The sequence below is a fragment of the Urbifossiella limnaea genome (genome assembly GCF_007747215.1).
Taxonomy (GTDB): Bacteria; Planctomycetota; Planctomycetia; order Gemmatales; family Gemmataceae; genus Urbifossiella; species Urbifossiella limnaea.
In genome coordinates this window covers 959,621-977,963 of sequence record NZ_CP036273.1, presented here as the reverse complement: position 1 = coordinate 977,963, position 18,343 = coordinate 959,621, and the positions used below count along the sequence as shown (strand labels likewise).

At 71.3% G+C, this 18,343-nt stretch carries 21 protein-coding genes; 14 read left to right on the top strand and 7 right to left on the bottom strand.

The window, feature by feature from the left end; translation table 11 throughout:
* Window positions 1–17 precede the first annotated feature (17 nt).
* Together ETAA1_RS04025 and pyrF are read left to right on the top strand one after the other, a co-directional pair.
* Entirely contained in the window at window positions 18–368 is a 351-nt protein-coding gene (locus ETAA1_RS04025) for a DUF3467 domain-containing protein (protein WP_145234527.1), read from the top strand.
* A 131-nt stretch (window positions 369–499) separates the two neighbouring features.
* Window positions 500–1,369 (top strand): orotidine-5'-phosphate decarboxylase, encoded by an 870-nt coding sequence (pyrF, locus tag ETAA1_RS04020; RefSeq protein ID WP_145234526.1) that lies wholly within the window; start codon window positions 500–502, stop codon window positions 1,367–1,369.
* Between the two features lie 60 nt (window positions 1,370–1,429).
* Here the strand turns inward: pyrF and ETAA1_RS04015 are convergent, their stop codons facing one another.
* Window positions 1,430–2,566 (bottom strand): Gfo/Idh/MocA family protein, encoded by a 1,137-nt coding sequence (locus ETAA1_RS04015; protein WP_145234524.1) that lies wholly within the window; start codon window positions 2,564–2,566, stop codon window positions 1,430–1,432.
* A 101-nt stretch (window positions 2,567–2,667) separates the two neighbouring features.
* Between ETAA1_RS04015 and ETAA1_RS04010 the strand changes: the two genes are divergently transcribed.
* Window positions 2,668–3,414, top strand: a complete 747-nt coding sequence (locus ETAA1_RS04010) for a BON domain-containing protein (RefSeq protein WP_145234522.1) — start codon at window positions 2,668–2,670, stop codon at window positions 3,412–3,414.
* Here ETAA1_RS04010 and ETAA1_RS04005 read toward each other — a convergent pair.
* The 4 genes from ETAA1_RS04005 to ETAA1_RS03990 form a co-directional block, all read right to left on the bottom strand.
* Window positions 3,411–3,629, bottom strand: coding sequence for a hypothetical protein (locus ETAA1_RS04005; protein WP_145234521.1), 219 nt, complete (start codon window positions 3,627–3,629; stop codon window positions 3,411–3,413). The genes ETAA1_RS04010 and ETAA1_RS04005 overlap by 4 nt on opposite strands.
* A 289-nt stretch (window positions 3,630–3,918) precedes the next feature.
* Window positions 3,919–4,734, bottom strand: a complete 816-nt coding sequence (locus ETAA1_RS04000; protein ID WP_145234519.1) for a sugar phosphate isomerase/epimerase family protein — start codon at window positions 4,732–4,734, stop codon at window positions 3,919–3,921.
* A gap of 14 nt (window positions 4,735–4,748) precedes the next feature.
* Complete coding sequence (locus ETAA1_RS03995; protein WP_145234517.1) at window positions 4,749–5,609, bottom strand: branched-chain amino acid aminotransferase; 861 nt, start codon at window positions 5,607–5,609, stop codon at window positions 4,749–4,751.
* 77 nt (window positions 5,610–5,686) lie between these two features.
* Entirely contained in the window at window positions 5,687–6,082 is a 396-nt protein-coding gene (locus ETAA1_RS03990) for a BON domain-containing protein (protein WP_145234515.1), read from the bottom strand.
* 377 nt (window positions 6,083–6,459) lie between these two features.
* Between ETAA1_RS03990 and ETAA1_RS03985 the strand changes: the two genes are divergently transcribed.
* Window positions 6,460–6,996 carry a dihydrofolate reductase gene (locus ETAA1_RS03985; protein ID WP_145234513.1) on the top strand — a complete coding sequence of 179 codons (537 nt, stop codon included), beginning with the start codon at window positions 6,460–6,462 and terminating at the stop codon, window positions 6,994–6,996.
* Window positions 6,997–7,074: 78 nt separating this feature from the next.
* On the opposite strand, the gene ETAA1_RS03980 is transcribed toward ETAA1_RS03985, so the two are convergent.
* Together ETAA1_RS03980 and ETAA1_RS31440 are read right to left on the bottom strand one after the other, a co-directional pair.
* Window positions 7,075–7,437 carry a hypothetical protein gene (locus tag ETAA1_RS03980; protein ID WP_145234511.1) on the bottom strand — a complete coding sequence of 121 codons (363 nt, stop codon included), beginning with the start codon at window positions 7,435–7,437 and terminating at the stop codon, window positions 7,075–7,077.
* A 46-nt stretch (window positions 7,438–7,483) separates the two neighbouring features.
* The gene (locus tag ETAA1_RS31440) at window positions 7,484–7,645 is read right to left on the bottom strand and encodes a hypothetical protein (RefSeq protein WP_202920644.1); all 162 of its coding nucleotides are present in this window, start codon (window positions 7,643–7,645) and stop codon (window positions 7,484–7,486) included.
* 256 nt (window positions 7,646–7,901) lie between these two features.
* Between ETAA1_RS31440 and dtd the strand changes: the two genes are divergently transcribed.
* The 10 genes from dtd (at window position 7,902) to glgB (ending at window position 18,304) form a co-directional block, all read left to right on the top strand.
* Window positions 7,902–8,345 carry a D-aminoacyl-tRNA deacylase gene (gene dtd, locus ETAA1_RS03975; protein ID WP_145234509.1) on the top strand — a complete coding sequence of 148 codons (444 nt, stop codon included), beginning with the start codon at window positions 7,902–7,904 and terminating at the stop codon, window positions 8,343–8,345.
* A gap of 147 nt (window positions 8,346–8,492) precedes the next feature.
* The gene (locus tag ETAA1_RS03970; RefSeq protein ID WP_238389367.1) at window positions 8,493–9,722 is read left to right on the top strand and encodes a branched-chain amino acid ABC transporter substrate-binding protein; all 1,230 of its coding nucleotides are present in this window, start codon (window positions 8,493–8,495) and stop codon (window positions 9,720–9,722) included.
* Between the two features lie 61 nt (window positions 9,723–9,783).
* Complete coding sequence (locus ETAA1_RS03965) at window positions 9,784–10,767, top strand: branched-chain amino acid ABC transporter permease (protein WP_145234507.1); 984 nt, start codon at window positions 9,784–9,786, stop codon at window positions 10,765–10,767.
* A complete protein-coding gene (locus ETAA1_RS03960; protein WP_145234505.1) occupies window positions 10,764–11,852 on the top strand; it encodes a branched-chain amino acid ABC transporter permease in 1,089 nt (362 codons plus the stop codon). The genes ETAA1_RS03965 and ETAA1_RS03960 overlap by 4 nt, the downstream gene beginning before the upstream one ends.
* A gap of 16 nt (window positions 11,853–11,868) precedes the next feature.
* On the top strand, window positions 11,869–12,906 hold the full coding sequence (locus tag ETAA1_RS03955; RefSeq protein ID WP_145234503.1) for an ABC transporter ATP-binding protein: 1,038 nt from the start codon (window positions 11,869–11,871) through the stop codon (window positions 12,904–12,906).
* Window positions 12,906–13,625 carry an ABC transporter ATP-binding protein gene (locus ETAA1_RS03950; protein ID WP_145234501.1) on the top strand — a complete coding sequence of 240 codons (720 nt, stop codon included), beginning with the start codon at window positions 12,906–12,908 and terminating at the stop codon, window positions 13,623–13,625. Before ETAA1_RS03955 ends, ETAA1_RS03950 begins: the two co-directional genes overlap by 1 nt.
* A gap of 258 nt (window positions 13,626–13,883) precedes the next feature.
* Window positions 13,884–14,282, top strand: a complete 399-nt coding sequence (locus ETAA1_RS03945; RefSeq protein ID WP_145234499.1) for a hypothetical protein — start codon at window positions 13,884–13,886, stop codon at window positions 14,280–14,282.
* Between the two features lie 46 nt (window positions 14,283–14,328).
* Window positions 14,329–15,420, top strand: a complete 1,092-nt coding sequence (locus tag ETAA1_RS03940; protein ID WP_145234497.1) for a mandelate racemase/muconate lactonizing enzyme family protein — start codon at window positions 14,329–14,331, stop codon at window positions 15,418–15,420.
* Window positions 15,421–15,648: 228 nt separating this feature from the next.
* Entirely contained in the window at window positions 15,649–16,164 is a 516-nt protein-coding gene (locus tag ETAA1_RS03935; RefSeq protein ID WP_145234495.1) for an FHA domain-containing protein, read from the top strand.
* Window positions 16,165–16,306: 142 nt separating this feature from the next.
* Window positions 16,307–18,304 carry a 1,4-alpha-glucan branching protein GlgB gene (gene glgB, locus ETAA1_RS03930; protein WP_145234492.1) on the top strand — a complete coding sequence of 666 codons (1,998 nt, stop codon included), beginning with the start codon at window positions 16,307–16,309 and terminating at the stop codon, window positions 18,302–18,304.
* Window positions 18,305–18,343: the final 39 nt, after the last annotated feature.

Here is an 18,343-nt window from a genome sequence, read left to right as displayed (position 1 = left end):
AACACGAGGACGCTCCGATGGCCGAAGAAACCCCCGCCCCCGCCCCCGCCCCCGCCGCGCCGGGCCAGGCTCAGCAGATCCAGGTCTCGATCAACGACGCCGAGATGGCGTCGGTGTACGTCAACTTCTTCCGGGTGACCGGCAACCCCGACGAGGTGTTGCTGGACCTCGGCATGTACTCCCAGGTGATGGGGGCCGCCGGCCCGGAGCCGATCGAGCTGAGCCACCGGCTCGTCATGAACTTCGTCACGGCCAAGAAGCTGGCCGAGGTGCTGCGGGTGGTCGTGGCCCGGCACGAGCAGGCGTTCGGCGTGGTCGAGCTCGACCCGAACCGCCGCCTCCGCGTCCAGCCGCCGGCCAACCGCTAAGCCAGCGGGTTTCGGAGCAACGACAGGCGAGCCCCCCGCCGAAGGGGTAACGGCGGGCGGGCGGGCCGAACCGGCACGGGGCCGGGGTTCTTTAACGAACCCCGGCCCCGGCCATTTCCGGAGGGGGAATCATGGGAGCGTTCGCCGACCGTCTCGCCGCCGCCGTCCGCCGCCACGGGCCGCTGTGCGTCGGCATCGACCCGCGCTGGGAGTCGTTGCCGGCGGCGGTCCGCGCGTCGGTGGCGCACCTGCCGCCGCCCGAGCAGCCCGGCGCGGCCTTCGAGGCGTTCGGCCGCCGCGTGCTGGAACTGGTGCGGCCGCACGCCGGCGTGGTGAAGCCGCAGGCCGCGTTCTTCGAGCAGGCCGGACCCGCGGGCCTCGCCGCGCTGCAACGCCTGATGACCGCCGCAAAGGAACTCGGGTTCGTCACCATCCTCGACGCCAAGCGCGGCGACATCGCCAGCACCGCGGCCGCTTACGCCGACGCCGCGTTCGGCCCGGTGTGGGACGCCGACTCGCTGACGATCAACCCGTACCTCGGCCGTGACGCCGTGGAGCCGTTCCTGACCGCGGCGCAGGCGGCCGGCCGCGGCGTGTTTGTGCTGGTGCGCACGAGCAACCCCGGGGCGGGGCTGTTCCAGGATTTGGTCTGTGACGGCCAGCCGGTCTACCGACACGTTGCGGCGGCGGTGGCGGAGTGGAACGCAGCGACGCTCGGCGGCTGTGGTCTGGGCGACGTGGGGGCGGTGGTCGGCGCGACGCACCCGGCCGAGCTGCGCGAGCTGCGGGCGGCGCTGCCGGACGTGTGGCTGCTGATCCCCGGCTACGGCGCGCAGGGCGGCACCGCCGCGGACGTGAAGGCCGGCTACCGCGCCGACGGCCTCGGCGCGGTGGTGAACAGCTCCCGCGGGGTGACGTTCCCGTTCAAGCCGGACGACGCTTCGTGGGAAAGTGCTGTGGTTGCGGCAGCTGCACGGGCAGCTTCTGAGCTGCGCGAATGACGAAGGACGAAGGACGAATGACGAACCGGCCTGGTTCTGTCATTCGTCCTTCGTCCTTCGTCATTCCGCGACCCGTTCCCACGACCCCGTCCGGCTACTCCGCAATACGGCCTCACACACCACCACCTCGCGGTGGCCGTCGGCGAACGTCGGGTACGGCCCCGCGTCGCCGTCGATGGCCGCGTAGGCGGCGCGAAACAGCTGCTTGTGCGAGTCGGGGAAGCCCTCCGCGTGGCCCCCGGGGTAGTCGCTGAACCGCCGCGCCGCGGCCGCCAGCTGCCCCGGGTCGCGGCCCACGCACTCGTTCGACTTGCCGCGGTGCCCGACGTGCAGCACGTTCGGCTCCTCGCTGTCCCACGCCAGTGACACCTTGGTCCTGGCCAGGTCGAAGCGCAGACAGTTCTTCCGCCCCGCCGTCACCTGCGACACCGTCACGCAGCCGCGGGCGCCGCCCTTGAAGCGGAGCAGTATAGACCCGTAGTCCTCGGTCGTCACAGCCACCGACTCGCCCCCCTGCCCCGCGGAGCCGGTGAACGTCTCGCTGCCGCCGAGCGGCTTCTGCCGCACGGGGTACACGGTCCGCAGGTCGGCGCACACGGCCTCGATTTCGAGCCCGGTGATGAAGCAAACCAAATCCAGCCAGTGGGTGCCGATGTCGGCGACGGCCCGCAGGTCGCCGCCGTCCGCGGCCAGGACGCGCCAGTTGAAGTCGGTCGGGTACAGCAGCCAGTCCTGGAGGTACGAGCCGGTGACGTGCAGCACGTCGCCGATCTCGCCGGCGCGGACCCGTTCGCGGGCGTCGAGGCACAGCGGGTAGAAGCGGACGTTGTAGTTCACCGCCGCCACCTGCCCGGGCCGCGCCGCCGCCAGCCGCACGAGCTCCGCCGTCTCGGCGCCGGTCATCGCCAGCGGCTTCTCGACGACGACGTGCTTGCCCGCTTCGAGAACCGCCTGCGCCTGCGCGAAGTGGGCGCGGTTCGGCGTCGCCAGATGAACCACCTCGACGGCCGGGTCGGCGAGCAGCGCGGCCAGCGAATCGTAGGCGACCGGCACGCCGAGGGCGTCGGCCGCGGCGCGGCCCTTCGCCGGCGTGGAGCCGAGCACACCGACGACACGGTGCCCGAGCCGCCGCACCGCCTCGACGTGGACCGGGCCGATGAACCCGGTGCCCGCCACCGCCACGCCGCGAGGTCTCATCGATTTCTCCCGCCGGGCGGACTGGATTCCCGGACCGGCAGCGTCGATACTGTCGGAAGAAGCGCGCCGGTGTGGGTGAGGATACGAACGGGGGGGCTCCGATGCGGAACCTGCGACGGCTGGCGTGGGCGGTGGTACTGGCGGCGACCGCGAGCCCGGCGGCGGCCCAGATGGGCGGCAACACCGGCAACACCGGCGGGAATCTCGGCACCTTCCAGACCCCCACCACCACCGGCACCCAAGCCACGACCGGCACCACCGGCGGCAGCACCGGGGGCGCCTCGACCGCGCAGACCGAGCTGGCGACGGTCGAGAAGGCGCCCACGATCTCGGCCCCGTCGAAGTACGGGACCAACTCCGGCGGCGTGATCCAGTCGTCGAACTTCCTCGGGCCAACGTTCGCCAACCCGTTGTACTCGGGCGCCCTCGACAAGGTTCGAGCCGGGACGAACCCCGGCGGGTTCGGCGCCGTGTCGTACGGTACGACCACCGGCGCTCGTGCTGGCGCGACGACGACGACGGGCGGCCGCGCCGGCTCCGGCGGCACGTTCTCCACCGACCCGGGCGGCCAGCTCGTGCAGCTGCCGCGGCAGATCGCGTACACCGCACAGCTGAAGTTCGCCGTGCCACAAGTCCCCGCCCCGCGCCTCCAGGCCGACCTGCGCGGCATGATCGACCGCGCCGGCCTCGCCCTGCCCGCCGGCAGCGTGCAGGTGCAGGTGGACGGCAACGCCGTCGTCCTCCGCGGCACGGTCCGCGACGGCGACGAGGCCCGGGTGGTGGAAGGGATGGTCCGCCTGACGCCCGGCGTCGGCCGCGTCACGAACGAGTTGAGTTTCCCGCGCTAGTTCGGACCCGGGCACCGCGACGCCGGCCGGGCACGTCTAAATTTCCGCCCGGCCAGCCGCTCCTCGACCTTCCGCACCGCGTGGGCGAACCGCGGGTCGGCGCGGAGCGGGTCGAAGTCGGGGTCCGTTCTCAGCCCCACGATGTCGAGCCAGTCCCAGTCGGTGACCGCGCGATCGAGGCCGACGAACGCCTCGTCGAGGTACTGGTCGTACACGGCCCGCTCATACCGCGGCAGGTCCGCGAGCGGACGGCCGGCGCGGAGGCGTCGGCGGCCAGGCCGTACACCACCGCCTGCTGGCTGGCCACGGCCAGCGTCCCGGCGTGGCGGTGGCGGACCGGCTCGAACGCGGCGACGAACCGCCCACGGTCGTCGGCCGCGTCGCGGCGGGCCTTCAGCAGCACGTCGAGCGTGTCGCCCTTTACGTGGCGGGCGGGGGAGGTCGGCCATCGGGCACCTGCGGAACGGCGGACAGCCTGAGGCACTCACGCCGCCGCGGCCCCGCCTACGACCCGGCGTAGCGGCGGAACGACTCGATCGTCTGCTTCGCCGCGGCGTGCGAGTCGGGAAGCGGCAACACCTCCGCCGACAGGTAGCCGGCATAGCCCACGTCCTTCAGCGCCGCGACGATCGGCCCGAAGTCGGTGTGCCCCGCGCCCGCGGCCCGGCGGTTGGAGTCGGCGAAGTGGACGTGCCCGACGTGCGGCCCGGCCGCGCGCAGCGCCGCCGGCAGGTCTGCCTCCTCGATGTTCATGTGGTACAAGTCGGCCAGCAGCTTCACGTTCGCCGACGCCAGCCCGCCCACCAGCCGTACGCCGTCGTCGAGGCGGTTCACGAGGTTCGTCTCGTACCGGTTCAGCGGCTCGTATAGCACCGGCAGCCCGTACTGGTTGGCGTGCAGGCCGAGGTTCAGCAGCGCCTCCGCGAGGTAGCCCATCGTCGTGGCGTGGCCCGCCGGGTCGGCGGCGCGGCCCTGCATCGACCCGATGATGACCGGGGCGTCGAACACGGCGGCGAAGTCGATCATCCGCTCGACGAACTTCATCGCCCTGGCGTGGGCCTCCTGGTCGGCGGTGGTGAGCGTCAGCTTGTGCTTCACCCACCCCGCCCCGGTGCCGACGGCGGCCAGTGACAGCCCGGTGTCGTCGAGCAGCGCCTTCAGGTCGGCGGTGTCCACGGCGTCGGAGCCGGGCGGGAACAATTCGATGGCGTCGAACCCCAGCGCTCGCGCCGACCGGCAGGCGGCGGGCAGGTCGTCCCAGAACACGAACGGCCCGCCGCGGGCCTCGGGCACCAGGCTAACCGTGATGGCCGACTTCATGAGCGTACCCCGGATTAGGCGCGAACGAGGGCCGCGTAGTCCGCCTGCAACTGCGTGCTGATCGGGCCGACCGGGTACTCCCGCTCGTCGATCGACCCCACCGGCTGCACCTCGACGGCGGTGCCGGTCAGGAACACCTCGGACGCCCGCGCCAGCTCCTCGGGGTAGATCTCGCGCTCGACCACAGTGATGCCGCGCTTGCGGGCCAGCTCCATCACCGTCTGGCGGGTGATGCCGTTGAGGATCGTCTCGGTCGTCGGCGTGTGCAGCTCGCCGTCGAAGACGAGGAACAGGTTGGCGCCGGTCGCCTCGCTGAGGCGGCCCTTGTAGTCGTGCATCAGGGCGTCCTGGTAGCCGGCGGCGGCGGCCTCGTCGCGGGCCAGGGTGCAGATGACGTACAGGCCGGCGGCCTTGCTCCCGGCCGGGCTGCTCTCCGGGCTCGGCCGCTTCCACCGGCTGGTGCAGATGCGGATGGCGGCCTGCGAGAAGTACTTGCCCCACGGAAACGCCGCGATCATGACGTGGATCTTCGTTCCCGCCGCGCTGACGCCGATGACCTCCGGCCCGCGCCACGCCAGCGGCCGGACGTAGCCGGACTCCAGCTTGTTCTCGGCGACGACGAGCTTCGTGGCGGCGTCGAGCTCCGCGACGGAGTACGGCAGGTCGTAGGCGAGCATCTTGGCCGAGCGGATGAGCCGGGCCGAGTGCTCGGACAGCTTGAAGACTTTGCCGTTGTAGACGCGGTCGCCCTCGAACACGGCATTGCCGTAGTGGAGGGAGTGGGTGAGGACGTGGACCTTGGCGTCCCGCCACGGGACGAGCTTGCCGTTGAGCCAGATGACGCCGTCGCGGTCGTCGAGTGGGGGCGCGTTCACGGTCGGGTTCCTGCGGGGAGGGCGTCCGGTACGGGTATGTTACCGGGCACGAGGAACACGGCGAGCCGTGGGTCGACTCACCCCGCGGGCACCGCCAACTCGTCCACCACCTCGGCCACGCCGACCGTGTTCTCGGCCAGGCTCACCGCCCGCCGCCGCGCCGCCGCGTCCGGCACCACCCCGCGCAGGGTCACCTTCTCGCCCTCGGCCGACACCGTGAACGGCACCCCTGCCAGCCGGCGGTCCGTCTCGAGCCGCGCCTTCACCCGGCCGGCGGGGTCGTCCGGCAACCCCCGGCGGAACGCCCCCACCGGACCGGCCAGGGCCGCGTCCGTCGGCAGGGCGTCGCGCAGCTTCGCCGCCGTCAGCCGCGACACCGCCGCCAGTTTGTCGCCGTCCGCCGGGCTGAACCGGCTCCCGACCAGCACCACGAACAGGGCCAGCAGGATCAGCGCCGCCGCCATCTGCCGCATGACCGGACTCCGCGCCGCGTGTTTGGGCGCGTTCACTCTGCCACACGGATTCAGCCGTCGGCGAAAAATCGAGCAGCGGTCGCCGACCGGAAGGACGCATCAGGCAGGCCAGGGTGCCGCCGGGCCAGGGACGACCGAGCCCGGGCACCGCGGCGGCGATACAACTGATACCGAGTCCGGCGGGTCGCTACCCGCCCGTCGGGCCTCACCTCGGGGTGGTCCGTTGCGGTCTGGCCGCCGGCTCGTTCGGGCGCTTCTCATTGGTTCCAGAGACGGAGACACCCCGTCCGTGGAAGCACTGAGTCGTCTGGAAGCATTTGTGTTGGAACGACGCCGCCGAGGCGGCGCGGCGCCTGAACCACCGGCAGGGTCACGAGATGCGACTGGCGCTCATCGCCGCGCTCGGCAGGAACCACGTCATCGGCACCGAAACCGGCCTGCCGTGGCACCTGCCGCGCGACCTGAAGCACTTCCGCGCCCTCACGCTCGGCAAACCGATCATCCTCGGCCGCACCACATTCGAGCAGATCGGCCGACCGCTCCCCGACCGCCCGAACCTCGTCCTCACGCGCCGACCGGACTTCGCCCCGGCCGGCGTGCACGTCGTGCGCTCGGCGGCCGACGCGCTGGAACTGGCGGCCTCGTTCGGCGCCGAGGAGGCGGTGGTGATCGGCGGCGGCGAGGTGTACCGCGAGTTCCTGCCGCTGGCCGACCGGCTCTACCTCACTGTGGTGGACGGCGAGTTCGCAGGAACGACGCGCTTCCCGGTGGACCTGCTCGACCGGCTGGCGTTCGCGGTGACGAACGTGCAGCGGCACCCGGCCGACGAGCGGAACGCCCACGCGGTGACGTTCTGGCAGCTCGACCGCGCCGCGGGCGGTGCGGCGCCGTCGGCAGTGCTGGGGTTAGCGTAGTTGCCGCCAGGGCGTGGCTCGGGGTTCCGGCGACCCGGCTCGGTCCCCCACCGCGGCCGGTGTGGGCGGCGCCCCCGGCTACTTGTTCGCGGCGGGCTGGGCCACGGCCGTCAGCAGCACCGCCCCGTCTTTACCGGCGTCGGCATAAATGACTGCGACGGCCTGCCCGGGGGCGAGGTCCGCGGCCGCCGCCTCGCGCTGGGTGAGGACCACCTTCCCGTCGCGCACCTGCGGGGCGAGCACGGTCACCCGGCTGGTCCCGGTCACCTTCAGGGCCACGGCCTTCTGGAACTTGCCGTCGGCGGCCCGGGGCTTCACCGTCAGGGTGTCCTTGTCGGCCTTCTCGACCGACCCGTGGGCGGTCAGGAGCGGCGGGGCGTCCTGGGCGGCGGCGAGGGCGGCGGTCAGCCCGAAGGCGGCTGCGAGGACGAGCGAGCGCATGGGGGTCTCCGTGAGGGGGGCGGGCGAGACCGAGGACGCCGTCGTCCTACTCGCCGTCGGCCGCGGCGGCGAACGCGGCGTAGGCGTCTGTCGGGGCGGGCGGGGCGGGCGGGGCGGGCGGAGCCGCCGCGGGGGCCGCCGCGGTGGCCGGCTCGGTTGCGGTCCAGAACGAGTCGTACCCGGAACGGTCGTCGTGCTTCGGGCTCATGTCGGTCGTCCGGAAAGGTGGCGGGCGGGGAGAGGGGTCGGGCCGGCCCCACGGGTAAATCCTGCCACGGCGGGGGGCGGCGTGCAAACGCCACCACCGACAGAACCGCTCCGGCCGCGCCGCGCGGCGGGCCGGCGGTGGCGGTCGCGGGGCGGGGGCAGGACGAGGCGCGGCGGCAGGCTGGGCCGGCCGTGCCGCCGGGCGCCCCGCTCCATACCATCACCCTTAATCCCTCTCCTACCACCGACCGACGCCGATGCGTGCCGTCCTCCAGCGCGTCCGCCGGGCGGCCGTCGTCGTGACCGGCGAGACCGTCGGCGCCGTCGAGGCCGGCTGGCTCGTGCTGCTCGGCGTCGCGCCGGCCGACACGCCCGCCGAGGCCGTGTGGCTCGCGGACAAGGTGGCGCACCTGCGGGCCTTCGAGGACGACGCCGGAAAGATGAACCGCTCGGTGCTGGACGTGGGCGGCGGCGTGCTGGTGGTGAGCCAGTTCACGCTGTACGGCGACACCCGCAAGGGCCGCCGGCCGAGCTTCACCGGGGCGGCGCCGCCGGCGGTGGCGGAGCCGCTGTACGAGCGGTTCGCGGCCGAACTGCGGGCCGTCGGGCTGCCGGTGGCGACCGGCCGGTTCGGCGCCGACATGCAGGTGGAGTTGGTGAACGACGGCCCGGTGACGTTCGTACTTGAAAGTGGGCAGTGAGCAGTGGGCAGTGGGCAGTTAGCACCCGGCTCTGGTCTTAACTGCCCACTGCCCACTGCCCACTGCCCACTACCTCTCAATATCGTTGACGGGGCCGCGGCGCCGGCCTACCATCGGGCCGCCCGCACGCCACCAGGGGGACACGCCGTGGATCGTCGTCGCTTTCTCGCCGCCGCCACCGGGTTGGCGGCCGGGTCGATGGCCGGGTGCGGCGGGTGCGGCGGGTCGAAGGACACCCGGCCCGTCCTCAAGATCCTCTCCAGCTTCCCGCGCACCGGCTCCGCACAGGGGCAGACGGACACGATCGTTAACGGCATCAAGATGGCGATCGAGGACTTCGGCGGCGAAGTCGCCGGGCACCGGATCGACTACGTGGACGCCGACGACGCCACCGCGTCGTCCGGCAAGTGGGAGGCGGCCGCCGAGGCGAAGAACGCCCGCGACGCCGTCGCCGACGACGACGTGATGGTCTTCATCGGGCCGTACAACTCCGGCGCCGCGAAGGTGTCGATGCCGATCCTCAACGAGGGCGGCGTGCTGCAAATCTCCCCCGCCGCGACGTGGCCGGGGCTCACCAAGAAGCAGCCCGGCGACACCACCGGCGAGCCCGAGGTGTACCGCCCCGCGAAGCGCGTCACGTTCTGCCGCGTCTGCCCGACCGACGACGTGCAGGGGCCGCTGTCGGCCGACTTCGTCAAGGAGACGCTGACCGCCAAGAAGGTGTACATCCTCCACGACAACGAACTGTACGGCGACGGCATCGCCGGCCTGTTCGAGGCCCGCTGCCGGGCCATCGGGCTCGAGATCCTCGGCGGCGGCCGCCGGCCGATCGTCCACACTCAGACGTCGTTCCGCGAGATCACCGAGCAGGTGCGGGCGCTGAACCCCGACATGGTGTACTTCGGCGGCACCACCCAGACGGCCGCCGGCAAGCTCGTCAAGGACTTGCGGGCCTCCCGGGTGACGTGCCCGGTGATGGTGCCGGACGGGTGCTACGAGCAGGCCTTCCTCGACTCGGCGTCGGCCCAGGACCTGGCCAACGTGTACGCCACCATCGGCGGCACCGACCCGTCGATGCTCAAGGGGAAGGGGAAGGAGTTCGTCGAGAAGTACAAGGCGAAGTACACGAAGGAGCCCGAGGCGTACGCCGTGTACGGGTACGAGGCCGCCGCGGTGTTCCTCGCGGCGGCGAAGAAGGTCGGCCGGAAGGACCGCGAGGCGATCCTGAAGGCGTGCCTGGAGACGAAGGACTTCGAGGGCGGCGTGGTCGGCAAGTGGAGCTTCGACGCCGACGGCGACACCACCCTCCAGCAGCTGACCATCAGCAAGGTCGAGGGCGGGAAGTTCGTCCCGCAGAAGACCGTAGACAAGAAGTGACGGCCGAAAGCCCGGGGGCGGCCGTCCCCGGGCTTTCTTGTTTCCCCCGCCCGGGAGCCCGATGACGCCGCTTTTCGCCGCCGACCCCGCCGCCGCGTTCGGCCAGTTCGTCCTCATCGGGCTCGTGTCCGGGCTCCTCTACGCCCTGATCGCGCTCGGGTACACGATGGTGTACGGCATCGTCGAGCTGATCAACTTCGCCCACGGCGACCTGTTCATGCTCGGCTGCTTCCTGTCGCTGGAGGTGTGCCTGCTGGTCGGCGCCCGCACCCAGTCGGAGGCCGGCACCCCCGCCGGGCTCGCCGCCGTCGCCCTCATGCTCGTCGCCGCGCCGCTGTTCTGCGCGGCGCTGAACGTCGCCGTGGACCGGGCCGTCTACAAGCCGCTCCGCACCGCCCCGAAGCTGGCGCCGCTGGTGTCCGCCATCGGCGTCAGCTTCGTGTTCATGGGCGTCGGCCTGTTCTGGAAGGGCGCCACCGACGTGACCTTCCCCGACCTACTCGGCCCGCGCGTGACCGACCCCGCCGCCGCGCCGCCGGAGCCCGCCAACCTCCTCGACGGCACCGGCCTGCGGTTCACGTTCAAGGACCTCATGGTGGTGCTGGTGACGCTGCCGACGATGGCGGCGCTGACGCTGTTCGTGCGGTACACCACGCTCGGCAAGGCGATGCGGGCCACCGCCCAGAACCCGACCGCGGCGCAGCTGATGGGGATCAACGTGGACCGCGTCATCGCGGCGACGTTCGCCCTCGGCGGGGCGCTGGCGGGCGTCGGGTCGGTGGTGTACAGCCTGTACTTCAACACCGTCAACTACCAGATGGGCTTCCAGAACGGCGTGTACGCCTTCACCGCGGCCGTGCTCGGCGGCATCGGCAACATCCCCGGGGCGGTGCTCGGCGGCATCATGATCGGCCTGGTGAAGACGCTCGGCGGGGCGTACATCGGGTCCGAGTGGAGCGAGGCGCTGATCTTCGCCATCCTCGTCGTCGTGCTGATCTTCCGCCCGAACGGCCTGCTCGGCGCCCGCACCCGGGAGAAGGTATGAGCCCGCGCGCGGTCCTGTCCGCGGCGTGGCTGCCGGTGCTGTTCCTGGCCCTGGCCGCCCTGCCGTTCGTCCCCGACAAGCAGGTCGGGCTGTACGCCCAGCAGCTCACGCCGATCTTCATCCTGGCGCTCCTGGCGCTCGGGCTGAACGTCGTCGTCGGGTACACTGGGCTGCTGCACCTCGGCATCGCGGCGTTCTTCGGCATCGGCGCCTACACCGTCGGCATCCTGACGGTGCAGACGTTCCCGTTCCAGCTGGCGTTCCCCGTGGCCGTGCTCGTGGGCGTGCTGGCGTCGGCGGCGCTCGGCGTGGCCACGACCGCGCCGACGCTGCGCCTCCGCGGCGACTACCTGGCGCTCGTCACGATGGGGTTCGGGCTCATCATCGTGTTCGTGATCCGCAACCTCGACGCCATCACGGAAGGCACGCGCGGGCTGAACCCGGTGACGCCGAAGCTGCTGCCGGGCGTGGACGACCCGGACCTGCGGCCGATCCGCCCCGCGAACCTGGGCTGGGGCCGCTACTGGTACGACTACCCGTACTTCTACCTGCTGTGCCTCGGGCTGCTGGCGCTGACGAACGTGCTGCTGCGGAACCTGGAGCGGAGCCGACTCGGGCGGGCGTGGGTGGCGCTGCGCGAGGACGAGCTCGCCGCGTCGTGCATGGGCCTGAACCCGGCCCGGCTGAAGTTGACGGCGATCGCGCTGGGCGCGGCCATCGCCGGGCTCGCCGGCGGGCTGTATGCGGTGGCGCAGCAGACGACCGGCGGGCCGGAGGCGTACGACTTCAACCGCTCGATGATTACCCTGTGCTGCGTCATCCTCGGCGGCCTGGGCAACCGCCCGGGGGTGCTGTTGGGGGTGTTCCTGCTGGTCGGGTACGACATGGTGTTGACGCCGGTGCTGGACACGTACGTGCAGAAGCGCGAGTTCCAGGAGCTGTTCCCGGCGTGGATGCAGGGGAAGCAGTACCTGAAGGTGAGCGGGTGGCGGCTGTTCATCTTCGGGGCGGCGCTGATCGTGATGATGCGGTTCCGCCCCTCGGGCCTGTTGCCCGCGGCGCGGACGAAGCACGAGCTGGGTTGACCGCCGCGAGGTGCCGATGGCGCTGCTGCAGATCGAAAAGCTCACCATGCGGTTCGGCGGCATCACCGCCGTGAACGGCGTTGACCTGACGGTCGAGCCCGGCCGCATCTTCTCCGTCATCGGCCCGAACGGCGCCGGCAAGACGACCGTGTTCAACGCCGTCACCGGCATCTACGAGCCGACCGAGGGGCGCGTCCTGTTCCGCGGCCGGCCGATCGAGCGCGCCTTCACCTGGAAGCCGGTCGCCGGGGCCGTCGCCGTCGGGCTGCTGACCGGGCTGGTGTGCCTGCTCCTGGCGGTGAACGTCAACGCGCTGTGGAAGGCGGCCATCCGCCAGAACTACACCGACGCCCGCGCCACCTTCCCGTGGGGCAAGGCGCTGTCGGACGCCACCGCGCACGTCTCGGCGCGCGGCACCGCGGCCGGCGGCGGGTTCGCGTTCGGGTTCGTCGTCGGCGCCGCCGGCATGCTGCTGACGTGGTGGCGCAGCCGCCGCACGCCGGACGTGATCTCGCAGGGCGGCATCGCCCGCACGTTTCAGAACATCCGCCTGTTCCACGCGATGACGGTGCTGGAGAACGTGCAGGTCGGCATGAGCCGGGCCATCAAGGGGCACCCTCTGGCGGCGCTGCTCCACCTGCCGGCGCACCGCCGCGAAGAAGCCGAGTTCCGCGCCAGGGCCGGCGAGTGGCTGGCGTTCGTCGGGCTGGCCGGCAAGCACAACGAGTTGGCGTGCAACCTCGCGTACGGCGACCAGCGGCGGCTCGAAATCGCGCGGGCCCTGGCGACGAGCCCCGAACTGCTGCTGCTCGACGAGCCGGCCGCGGGGATGAACCCGAGCGAGACGGCGAACCTGATGGGCCTGATCCGCCAGATCCGCGACCGCGGCGTGACGGTGCTGCTGATCGAGCACCACATGAGCCTGGTGATGGGGATTTCGGACCGCGTCGCGGTGCTGGACTACGGCGTGAAGATCGCCGAGGGGCCGCCCGCCGAGGTGAGCCGCGACCCGAAGGTGATCGAGGCGTACCTGGGCAAGGAGGAGGTGAGCTGATGCCTCCTCTGCTTTCGGTCGACAAACTCGAAGCCGGCTACGGCCCCATCAACGTCCTCCACGGCATCTCGCTCACGGTGGAGCCGGGCGAGATCGTCGCCATGATCGGCGCCAACGGCGCCGGCAAGACGACCACGCTGATGAGCCTGTCCGGCGTCGTGAAGGCCCGCGGCGGCCGCGTCGTGTTCGACGGCCGCGACCTCACCGCCGCGAAGGTGCCGGCGCACCAGGTGGTGCGGTTCGGGCTGGCGCAGTCGCCGGAGGGGCGCAAAATCTTCCCGCGGCTGACGGTGCTCGAAAACCTCCAGATGGGCGCCTTCACCCGCACCGACGCCGACGGGGTGAAGGCAGACATCGAGAAGGCGTTCGGGATGTTCCCGATCCTGCGGGAGCGACAGCACCAGGCCGGCGGGCTGCTCTCCGGCGGGCAGCAGCAGATGCTCGCCATCGCCCGGGCGCTGATGAGCCGGCCGAAGCTGCTGCTGCTGGACGAGCCGTCGCTGGGGCTGGCGCCGCAGATCGTGGTGCAGATCTTCGAGGTGATCCGCGAGCTGAACCGGCAGGGGATGTCGGTGCTGCTGGTGGAGCAGAACGCCCGGATGGCGCTGAAGGTGGCCCACCGCGGCTACGTGCTGGAGACCGGCCGGGTGACCATGAGCGACCGGGCCGACGTGCTGCTGAACGACCCGCGCATCCGGGCGGCGTATCTGGGCGAGTAGGTCGCGCCGTCTTCAGGCCGAAGGCCTGACAGCTCTCAGCCCAGGGCACGGGAGCGCAGCGACCGCCGCCCTGGGTGCGGGGCAACAAACCACCCCCCAGCCTGAAGGGCTGGGAGCCGGCTCGCAGGCCTTCAGCCTGCACGGCCATTCGCACCCCTGACCCAGGGCGTTGCCCTGGGCTGAGGGCTGTCAGGCCGTCGGCCTGAAAACCGGTCGGGGCGGTCGCAACGCGGACTCGTCGGACAGGAGTGGTGCCGTATGGATCCGACCGTACCACCGCGAGACTTCCCGGACTGGCGGACCGGACAATTCGACCGCCCGGAGGATGCCGCCCACACCTTCGGTTACTTCCTCATCAAGCACTGCCGCGACGAGGCGCTCGCGACGGTTGCGGCAGACGCTTCGCCCGAAGCTCGCTCCGCGGTCGAGAAGGCGGTAGACACCGCCCTCCACAACGTCTGCGACTTGTTGGAGGGGTACTGGCCGCTGGAATCGGGCGCCGCCCACCGCGTGTCCTTAGTTCTGGGTGTTCAAGTGCGTGACAGCCAGAACCAAATCATCGAGACGCAGGACATCTCACCCGCCCAACTCGACCTGCCGATCGGCTACTGGATTTGGGCGCGGGAACGTACCTTCCGTTCCGGGCGGCCGGCATAGAACACGCTCACTGTCTCATTCCTTGCCAACGACGCCCCACCACCGCATGCACCTCGTCTCTCTCTCCGCCGACCACCTCCGCGTCCCGCTCGCACGGCCGGGGCGTGTGTCGCTCACCGACCCCGCCCCCGCCGGCCCCACCGCCGTCGACGTGATCCTCGTCCGTGCCGAAACCGACGCCGGCCTCACGGGGCTCGGCTACGCCGTCGTCGTCGGCCCCGGCGCCGCCACCGTTCGCGCCCTGATCGACGCCGACGTTTCGCCCCTGGTGGTGGGCGCCGACCCGCGCCAGCCCGAGAAGCGGTTCGCGGCCGCGGAGGCGTACTTCCGCGGCGTCGGCTTCGCCGGCCTCGCCGCGCGCGCGTACTCGGCCGTGGACGTTGCACTGTGGGACATCAAGGCCAAGGCAGCCGGCGTGCCGCTGTGGGAGCTGCTCGGCGCGGCGCGGCCGGCGGCACCCTTCTTCGTCTCGGACGTGGCGGCCGGCCGGTCCGCGGCGGACGTGGTGAAGGCCGCGAAGCCGCTGCTGAAGCAAGGGGCAACCGCCGTGCGCATCGAGGTCGGAGGCGGCGACGTGCGGGCCGACGCCGACCGCGTCCGCGAGATCAACGACGGCCTCGGGGACGACTGGGCCGTGTGCGTCGCGGCCGACGGCCGGTTCGACCTGGGCACCGCCGAGGCACTGACGCACTTCTTCGAGGACGTCGGCGTCGAGTGGTTCGAGGACCCACTGCCGGCGACCGACACCATCGGCTACGCCAAGCTCGCGGGGATGGCGGAAATCCCCATCGCCGTCGGCTCGTCGTTCGCCACCCGCGACCGCTTCTTCCAGACGATCCGCGACGGCGTCATCCGCGTGGTTCGGCCGGACGTGGGCCGGCTCGGCGGCATCACCCCGGTGCTGAAGGTGGCGGCGGTGGCGGAGGCGTTCGGCGTGTCGGTGTCGCCGGTGCGGTTGCCCGAAGTGGGGGTGCAGTTGGCGTGCGGCCTACCGGCGGTGACGCGCGTGGACCGCGTGGACTGGCTGGCGGACGTGTTTCCTGGCACGGTCCGTGCATCGGAGGGGAAGTTAATACCGCCCGCGGGGCCGGGGTTGGGCCTGGAGCTCGCACCGGACGCCGAACGGTTCCGTGTTTAAATCGGGCAGCTTGGGGAAATTCTGCGAAGTTCTCGGAATCTTGTCGCGGCCTGGGTCTGTCCAATACTATAGTGTGGGTGGTGATGTTCCGGCTGCGCCGCTGGCGAGCCACAAGTCTTGGACGGAATTGGTCGATCGGGATTGACTGCCCGTTGACCTTGACGAATCTTACGGGTATGACGCTGAATTACGCCGGCCCCTGATATGGGGCCACCGCCCGGAGGCGGCATGTCGGACCCCCGCTTACAGAGCTTGCACCTGGAGGGCCACGCCCGGCGGGACCAGTTCCGCGCCGCGCGCCAGGCCATCCACGCGGCCTGCGGGAACCACACCCTCGTCTCCGACCCCGCCCGCGCCCCCGTCCCCGACGACCGCCTCGACGCCCCCACCGTGGCCCCGCCGGCCGAGGCCGCGGTCCTCGCCGGTCGGTTCACCTTCTACCTGAAGGACGGCCCCGACGTCTACCCGCTGCACATGGGGATGAACAGCGTCGGCCGGCTGCCGGACAACGACGTGGTGATCCGCGACGAGTGTGTGTCACGCCGGCACTGCGCGGTGGTGGTTCACACGAACCTGTGCTGCGAGGTCTACGACGTGGCCTCGAAGAACGGCACGCTGGTGAACGGCAAGCGGATCGGCGGGCCGACCAAGTTGCAGTCGGGCGACCAACTGTTGCTGTGCAACCACAAGCTCACGTTCCACATGACCGACGTGCTCCCCGAGCCGGCGGCCGTCGCGGGCTGACCCCGCCCTCACGTCCTACCCTCCCGGCACAACCGTTGCACCCGGCCCGGCGGCGTCGCCGGCACGGTCCGTCGTATCTGGATGACCGGCACGCGATTCGGTAGTTGTGGATTATCCCCTCTCCGCAGCCGGGACCGCACCCATGACCCGCCCCGCCTCGCCGAAGCCCAAGTACCTCCCGTTCGGCAGCGAGGCGGGGAACGGCCAGCCGCGCCAGCCCGCGGCCCCGCCCGAACCCCCCGGCGGACCCGGCCCCGCGCTCACGCCGCAAGACCTGTACCTGTTCAACGAGGGGAGCCACGTCCGGCTGTACGAGAAGCTCGGCAGCCACCCCGCCACCCGCGACGGCCAGGCCGGCTACCAGTTCGCCGTGTGGGCGCCGAACGCCGACTACGTCGCGGTCGTCGGCGACTTCAACGGCTGGGACAAGGGCGCCAACCGCCTCGCCCCCGTCGGCAGCAGCGGCGTCTGGGCCGGGTTCGTGCCGGGGGTGACCAACGGCACGATGTACAAGTACCACGTCGCGGCGCCGGGCGGGTTCACCGCCGAGAAGACCGACCCGTTCGCGTTCCACTGCGAAATCCCGCCCAAGCACGCCGCCGTGACCTGGGACATGGGCTACGAGTGGCACGACGACGAGTGGATGGCCGGCCGCGGCAAGAAGATCGCCCAGGACGCGCCCGTCAGCATCTACGAGGTCCACCTCGGGTCGTGGATGCGCGAGGCCGACCCGCCGTACCACTCGCTCAGCTACCGCGACGTGGCCCCGAAGCTGGCCGCGTACTGCCGGGACATGGGGTTCACCCACGTCGAGTTCCTGCCGATCACCGAGTACCCGTTCTTCGGGTCGTGGGGCTACCAGACCACCGGCTACTTCGCCGCCACCAGCCGGTTCGGCACCCCGCAAGACCTGATGTACCTCATCGACACGCTCCACCAGGCCGGCGTCGGCGTCATCCTCGACTGGGTGCCGAGCCACTTCGCGACGGACGCCTGGGCGCTGGCGAAGTTCGACGGCACCGCCTGCTACGAGCACGCCGACCCGCAGCAGGGCTTCCACCCGGACTGGGGCAGCTTCATCTTCAACTACGGCCGACACGAGGTCCGCAGCTTCCTGCTCTCCAGCGCCCTGTTCTGGCTCGACAAGTACCACATCGACGGCATCCGCGTGGATGCGGTGGCGTCGATGCTGTACCTGAACTACTCCCGCAAGGAGGGCGAGTGGACGCCCAACCGCTACGGCGGGCAGGAGAACATCGAGGCCATCGAGTTCCTGCGGCGGTTCAACCAGGAAGTGTACCAGCACTACCCGGACGTGCAGACGATCGCGGAGGAGAGCACGAGCTGGGGCATGGTGAGCCGCCCCACCTACGCCGGCGGGCTGGGCTTCGGCTACAAGTGGGACATGGGCTGGATGCACGACACGCTGCGGTACATCGCCGAGGACCCGATCCACCGCAAGTACCACCAGAACGACCTGACGTTCCGGATGCTCTACGCCTACCACGAGAACTTCGTGCTCCCCCTGAGCCACGACGAGGTGGTGCACGGCAAGGGGCCGCTGTGGGACAAGTGCGCCGGCGACGAGTGGCAGAAGTACGCCGGCCTGCGGCTCTTGTTCGGGTACATGTGGGGCATGACGGGGAAGAAGTTGCTGTTCCAGGGCGGCGAGATCGCCCAGCGGCGGGAGTGGCGGTCGGAGGAGAGCGTGGACTGGCACCTGCTGCAGCACGCGCCGCACGAGGGCGTGCAGAGGTGGGTGCGCGACCTGAACCACGCCTACGCCGCCGAGCCGGCGCTGCACGAGCTCGACAACCAGCCGGGCGGGTTCGACTGGATCGACTGCGCCGACGCCAACGCCAGCGTGCTGAGCTTCGTCCGCCGCGGCAAGACGGGCGAGGAACTGATCGTGTGCGTGCTGAACTTCACGCCGGTGCCGCGGCCGGGCTACCGGGTAGGGGTGCCGAGCGCCGGGTTCTGGAAAGAGATTTTGAACAGCGACGCGGGACTGTACTGGGGCAGCAACCTGGGGAACAGCGGCGGCGTGTTCGCGGAACCCACGGCAATGCACGGGCAGCCGTTCTCGGTGACGATCACGCTGCCGCCGCTGGCCGCGGTGTTCTTCAAGGGCCGCGGCTGATTTCGCCGCCTGCGGCGTACCGCCGTGGGGCTACGCCGT

What these genes read in the sequence shown, in the direction of transcription:
- ETAA1_RS04015 (WP_145234524.1), bottom strand. Translation starts at nt 2,566, where the DNA reads ATGAGACCTCGCGGCGTGGCGGTGGCGGGCACCGGGTTCATCGGCCCG.
- glgB (WP_145234492.1), top strand. Translation starts at nt 16,307, where the DNA reads ATGACCCGCCCCGCCTCGCCGAAGCCCAAGTACCTCCCGTTCGGCAGC.
- ETAA1_RS04025 (WP_145234527.1), top strand. Translation starts at nt 18, where the DNA reads ATGGCCGAAGAAACCCCCGCCCCCGCCCCCGCCCCCGCCGCGCCGGGC.
- ETAA1_RS03960 (WP_145234505.1), top strand. Translation starts at nt 10,764, where the DNA reads ATGAGCCCGCGCGCGGTCCTGTCCGCGGCGTGGCTGCCGGTGCTGTTC.
- ETAA1_RS03965 (WP_145234507.1), top strand. Translation starts at nt 9,784, where the DNA reads ATGACGCCGCTTTTCGCCGCCGACCCCGCCGCCGCGTTCGGCCAGTTC.
- ETAA1_RS03990 (WP_145234515.1), bottom strand. Translation starts at nt 6,082, where the DNA reads ATGCGGCAGATGGCGGCGGCGCTGATCCTGCTGGCCCTGTTCGTGGTG.
- pyrF (WP_145234526.1), top strand. Translation starts at nt 500, where the DNA reads ATGGGAGCGTTCGCCGACCGTCTCGCCGCCGCCGTCCGCCGCCACGGG.
- ETAA1_RS03955 (WP_145234503.1), top strand. Translation starts at nt 11,869, where the DNA reads ATGGCGCTGCTGCAGATCGAAAAGCTCACCATGCGGTTCGGCGGCATC.
- ETAA1_RS04010 (WP_145234522.1), top strand. Translation starts at nt 2,668, where the DNA reads ATGCGGAACCTGCGACGGCTGGCGTGGGCGGTGGTACTGGCGGCGACC.
- ETAA1_RS03935 (WP_145234495.1), top strand. Translation starts at nt 15,649, where the DNA reads ATGTCGGACCCCCGCTTACAGAGCTTGCACCTGGAGGGCCACGCCCGG.
- ETAA1_RS03950 (WP_145234501.1), top strand. Translation starts at nt 12,906, where the DNA reads ATGCCTCCTCTGCTTTCGGTCGACAAACTCGAAGCCGGCTACGGCCCC.
- ETAA1_RS03980 (WP_145234511.1), bottom strand. Translation starts at nt 7,437, where the DNA reads ATGCGCTCGCTCGTCCTCGCAGCCGCCTTCGGGCTGACCGCCGCCCTC.
- ETAA1_RS03940 (WP_145234497.1), top strand. Translation starts at nt 14,329, where the DNA reads ATGCACCTCGTCTCTCTCTCCGCCGACCACCTCCGCGTCCCGCTCGCA.
- ETAA1_RS03945 (WP_145234499.1), top strand. Translation starts at nt 13,884, where the DNA reads ATGGATCCGACCGTACCACCGCGAGACTTCCCGGACTGGCGGACCGGA.
- dtd (WP_145234509.1), top strand. Translation starts at nt 7,902, where the DNA reads ATGCGTGCCGTCCTCCAGCGCGTCCGCCGGGCGGCCGTCGTCGTGACC.
- ETAA1_RS31440 (WP_202920644.1), bottom strand. Translation starts at nt 7,645, where the DNA reads ATGAGCCCGAAGCACGACGACCGTTCCGGGTACGACTCGTTCTGGACC.
- ETAA1_RS04000 (WP_145234519.1), bottom strand. Translation starts at nt 4,734, where the DNA reads ATGAAGTCGGCCATCACGGTTAGCCTGGTGCCCGAGGCCCGCGGCGGG.
- ETAA1_RS03985 (WP_145234513.1), top strand. Translation starts at nt 6,460, where the DNA reads ATGCGACTGGCGCTCATCGCCGCGCTCGGCAGGAACCACGTCATCGGC.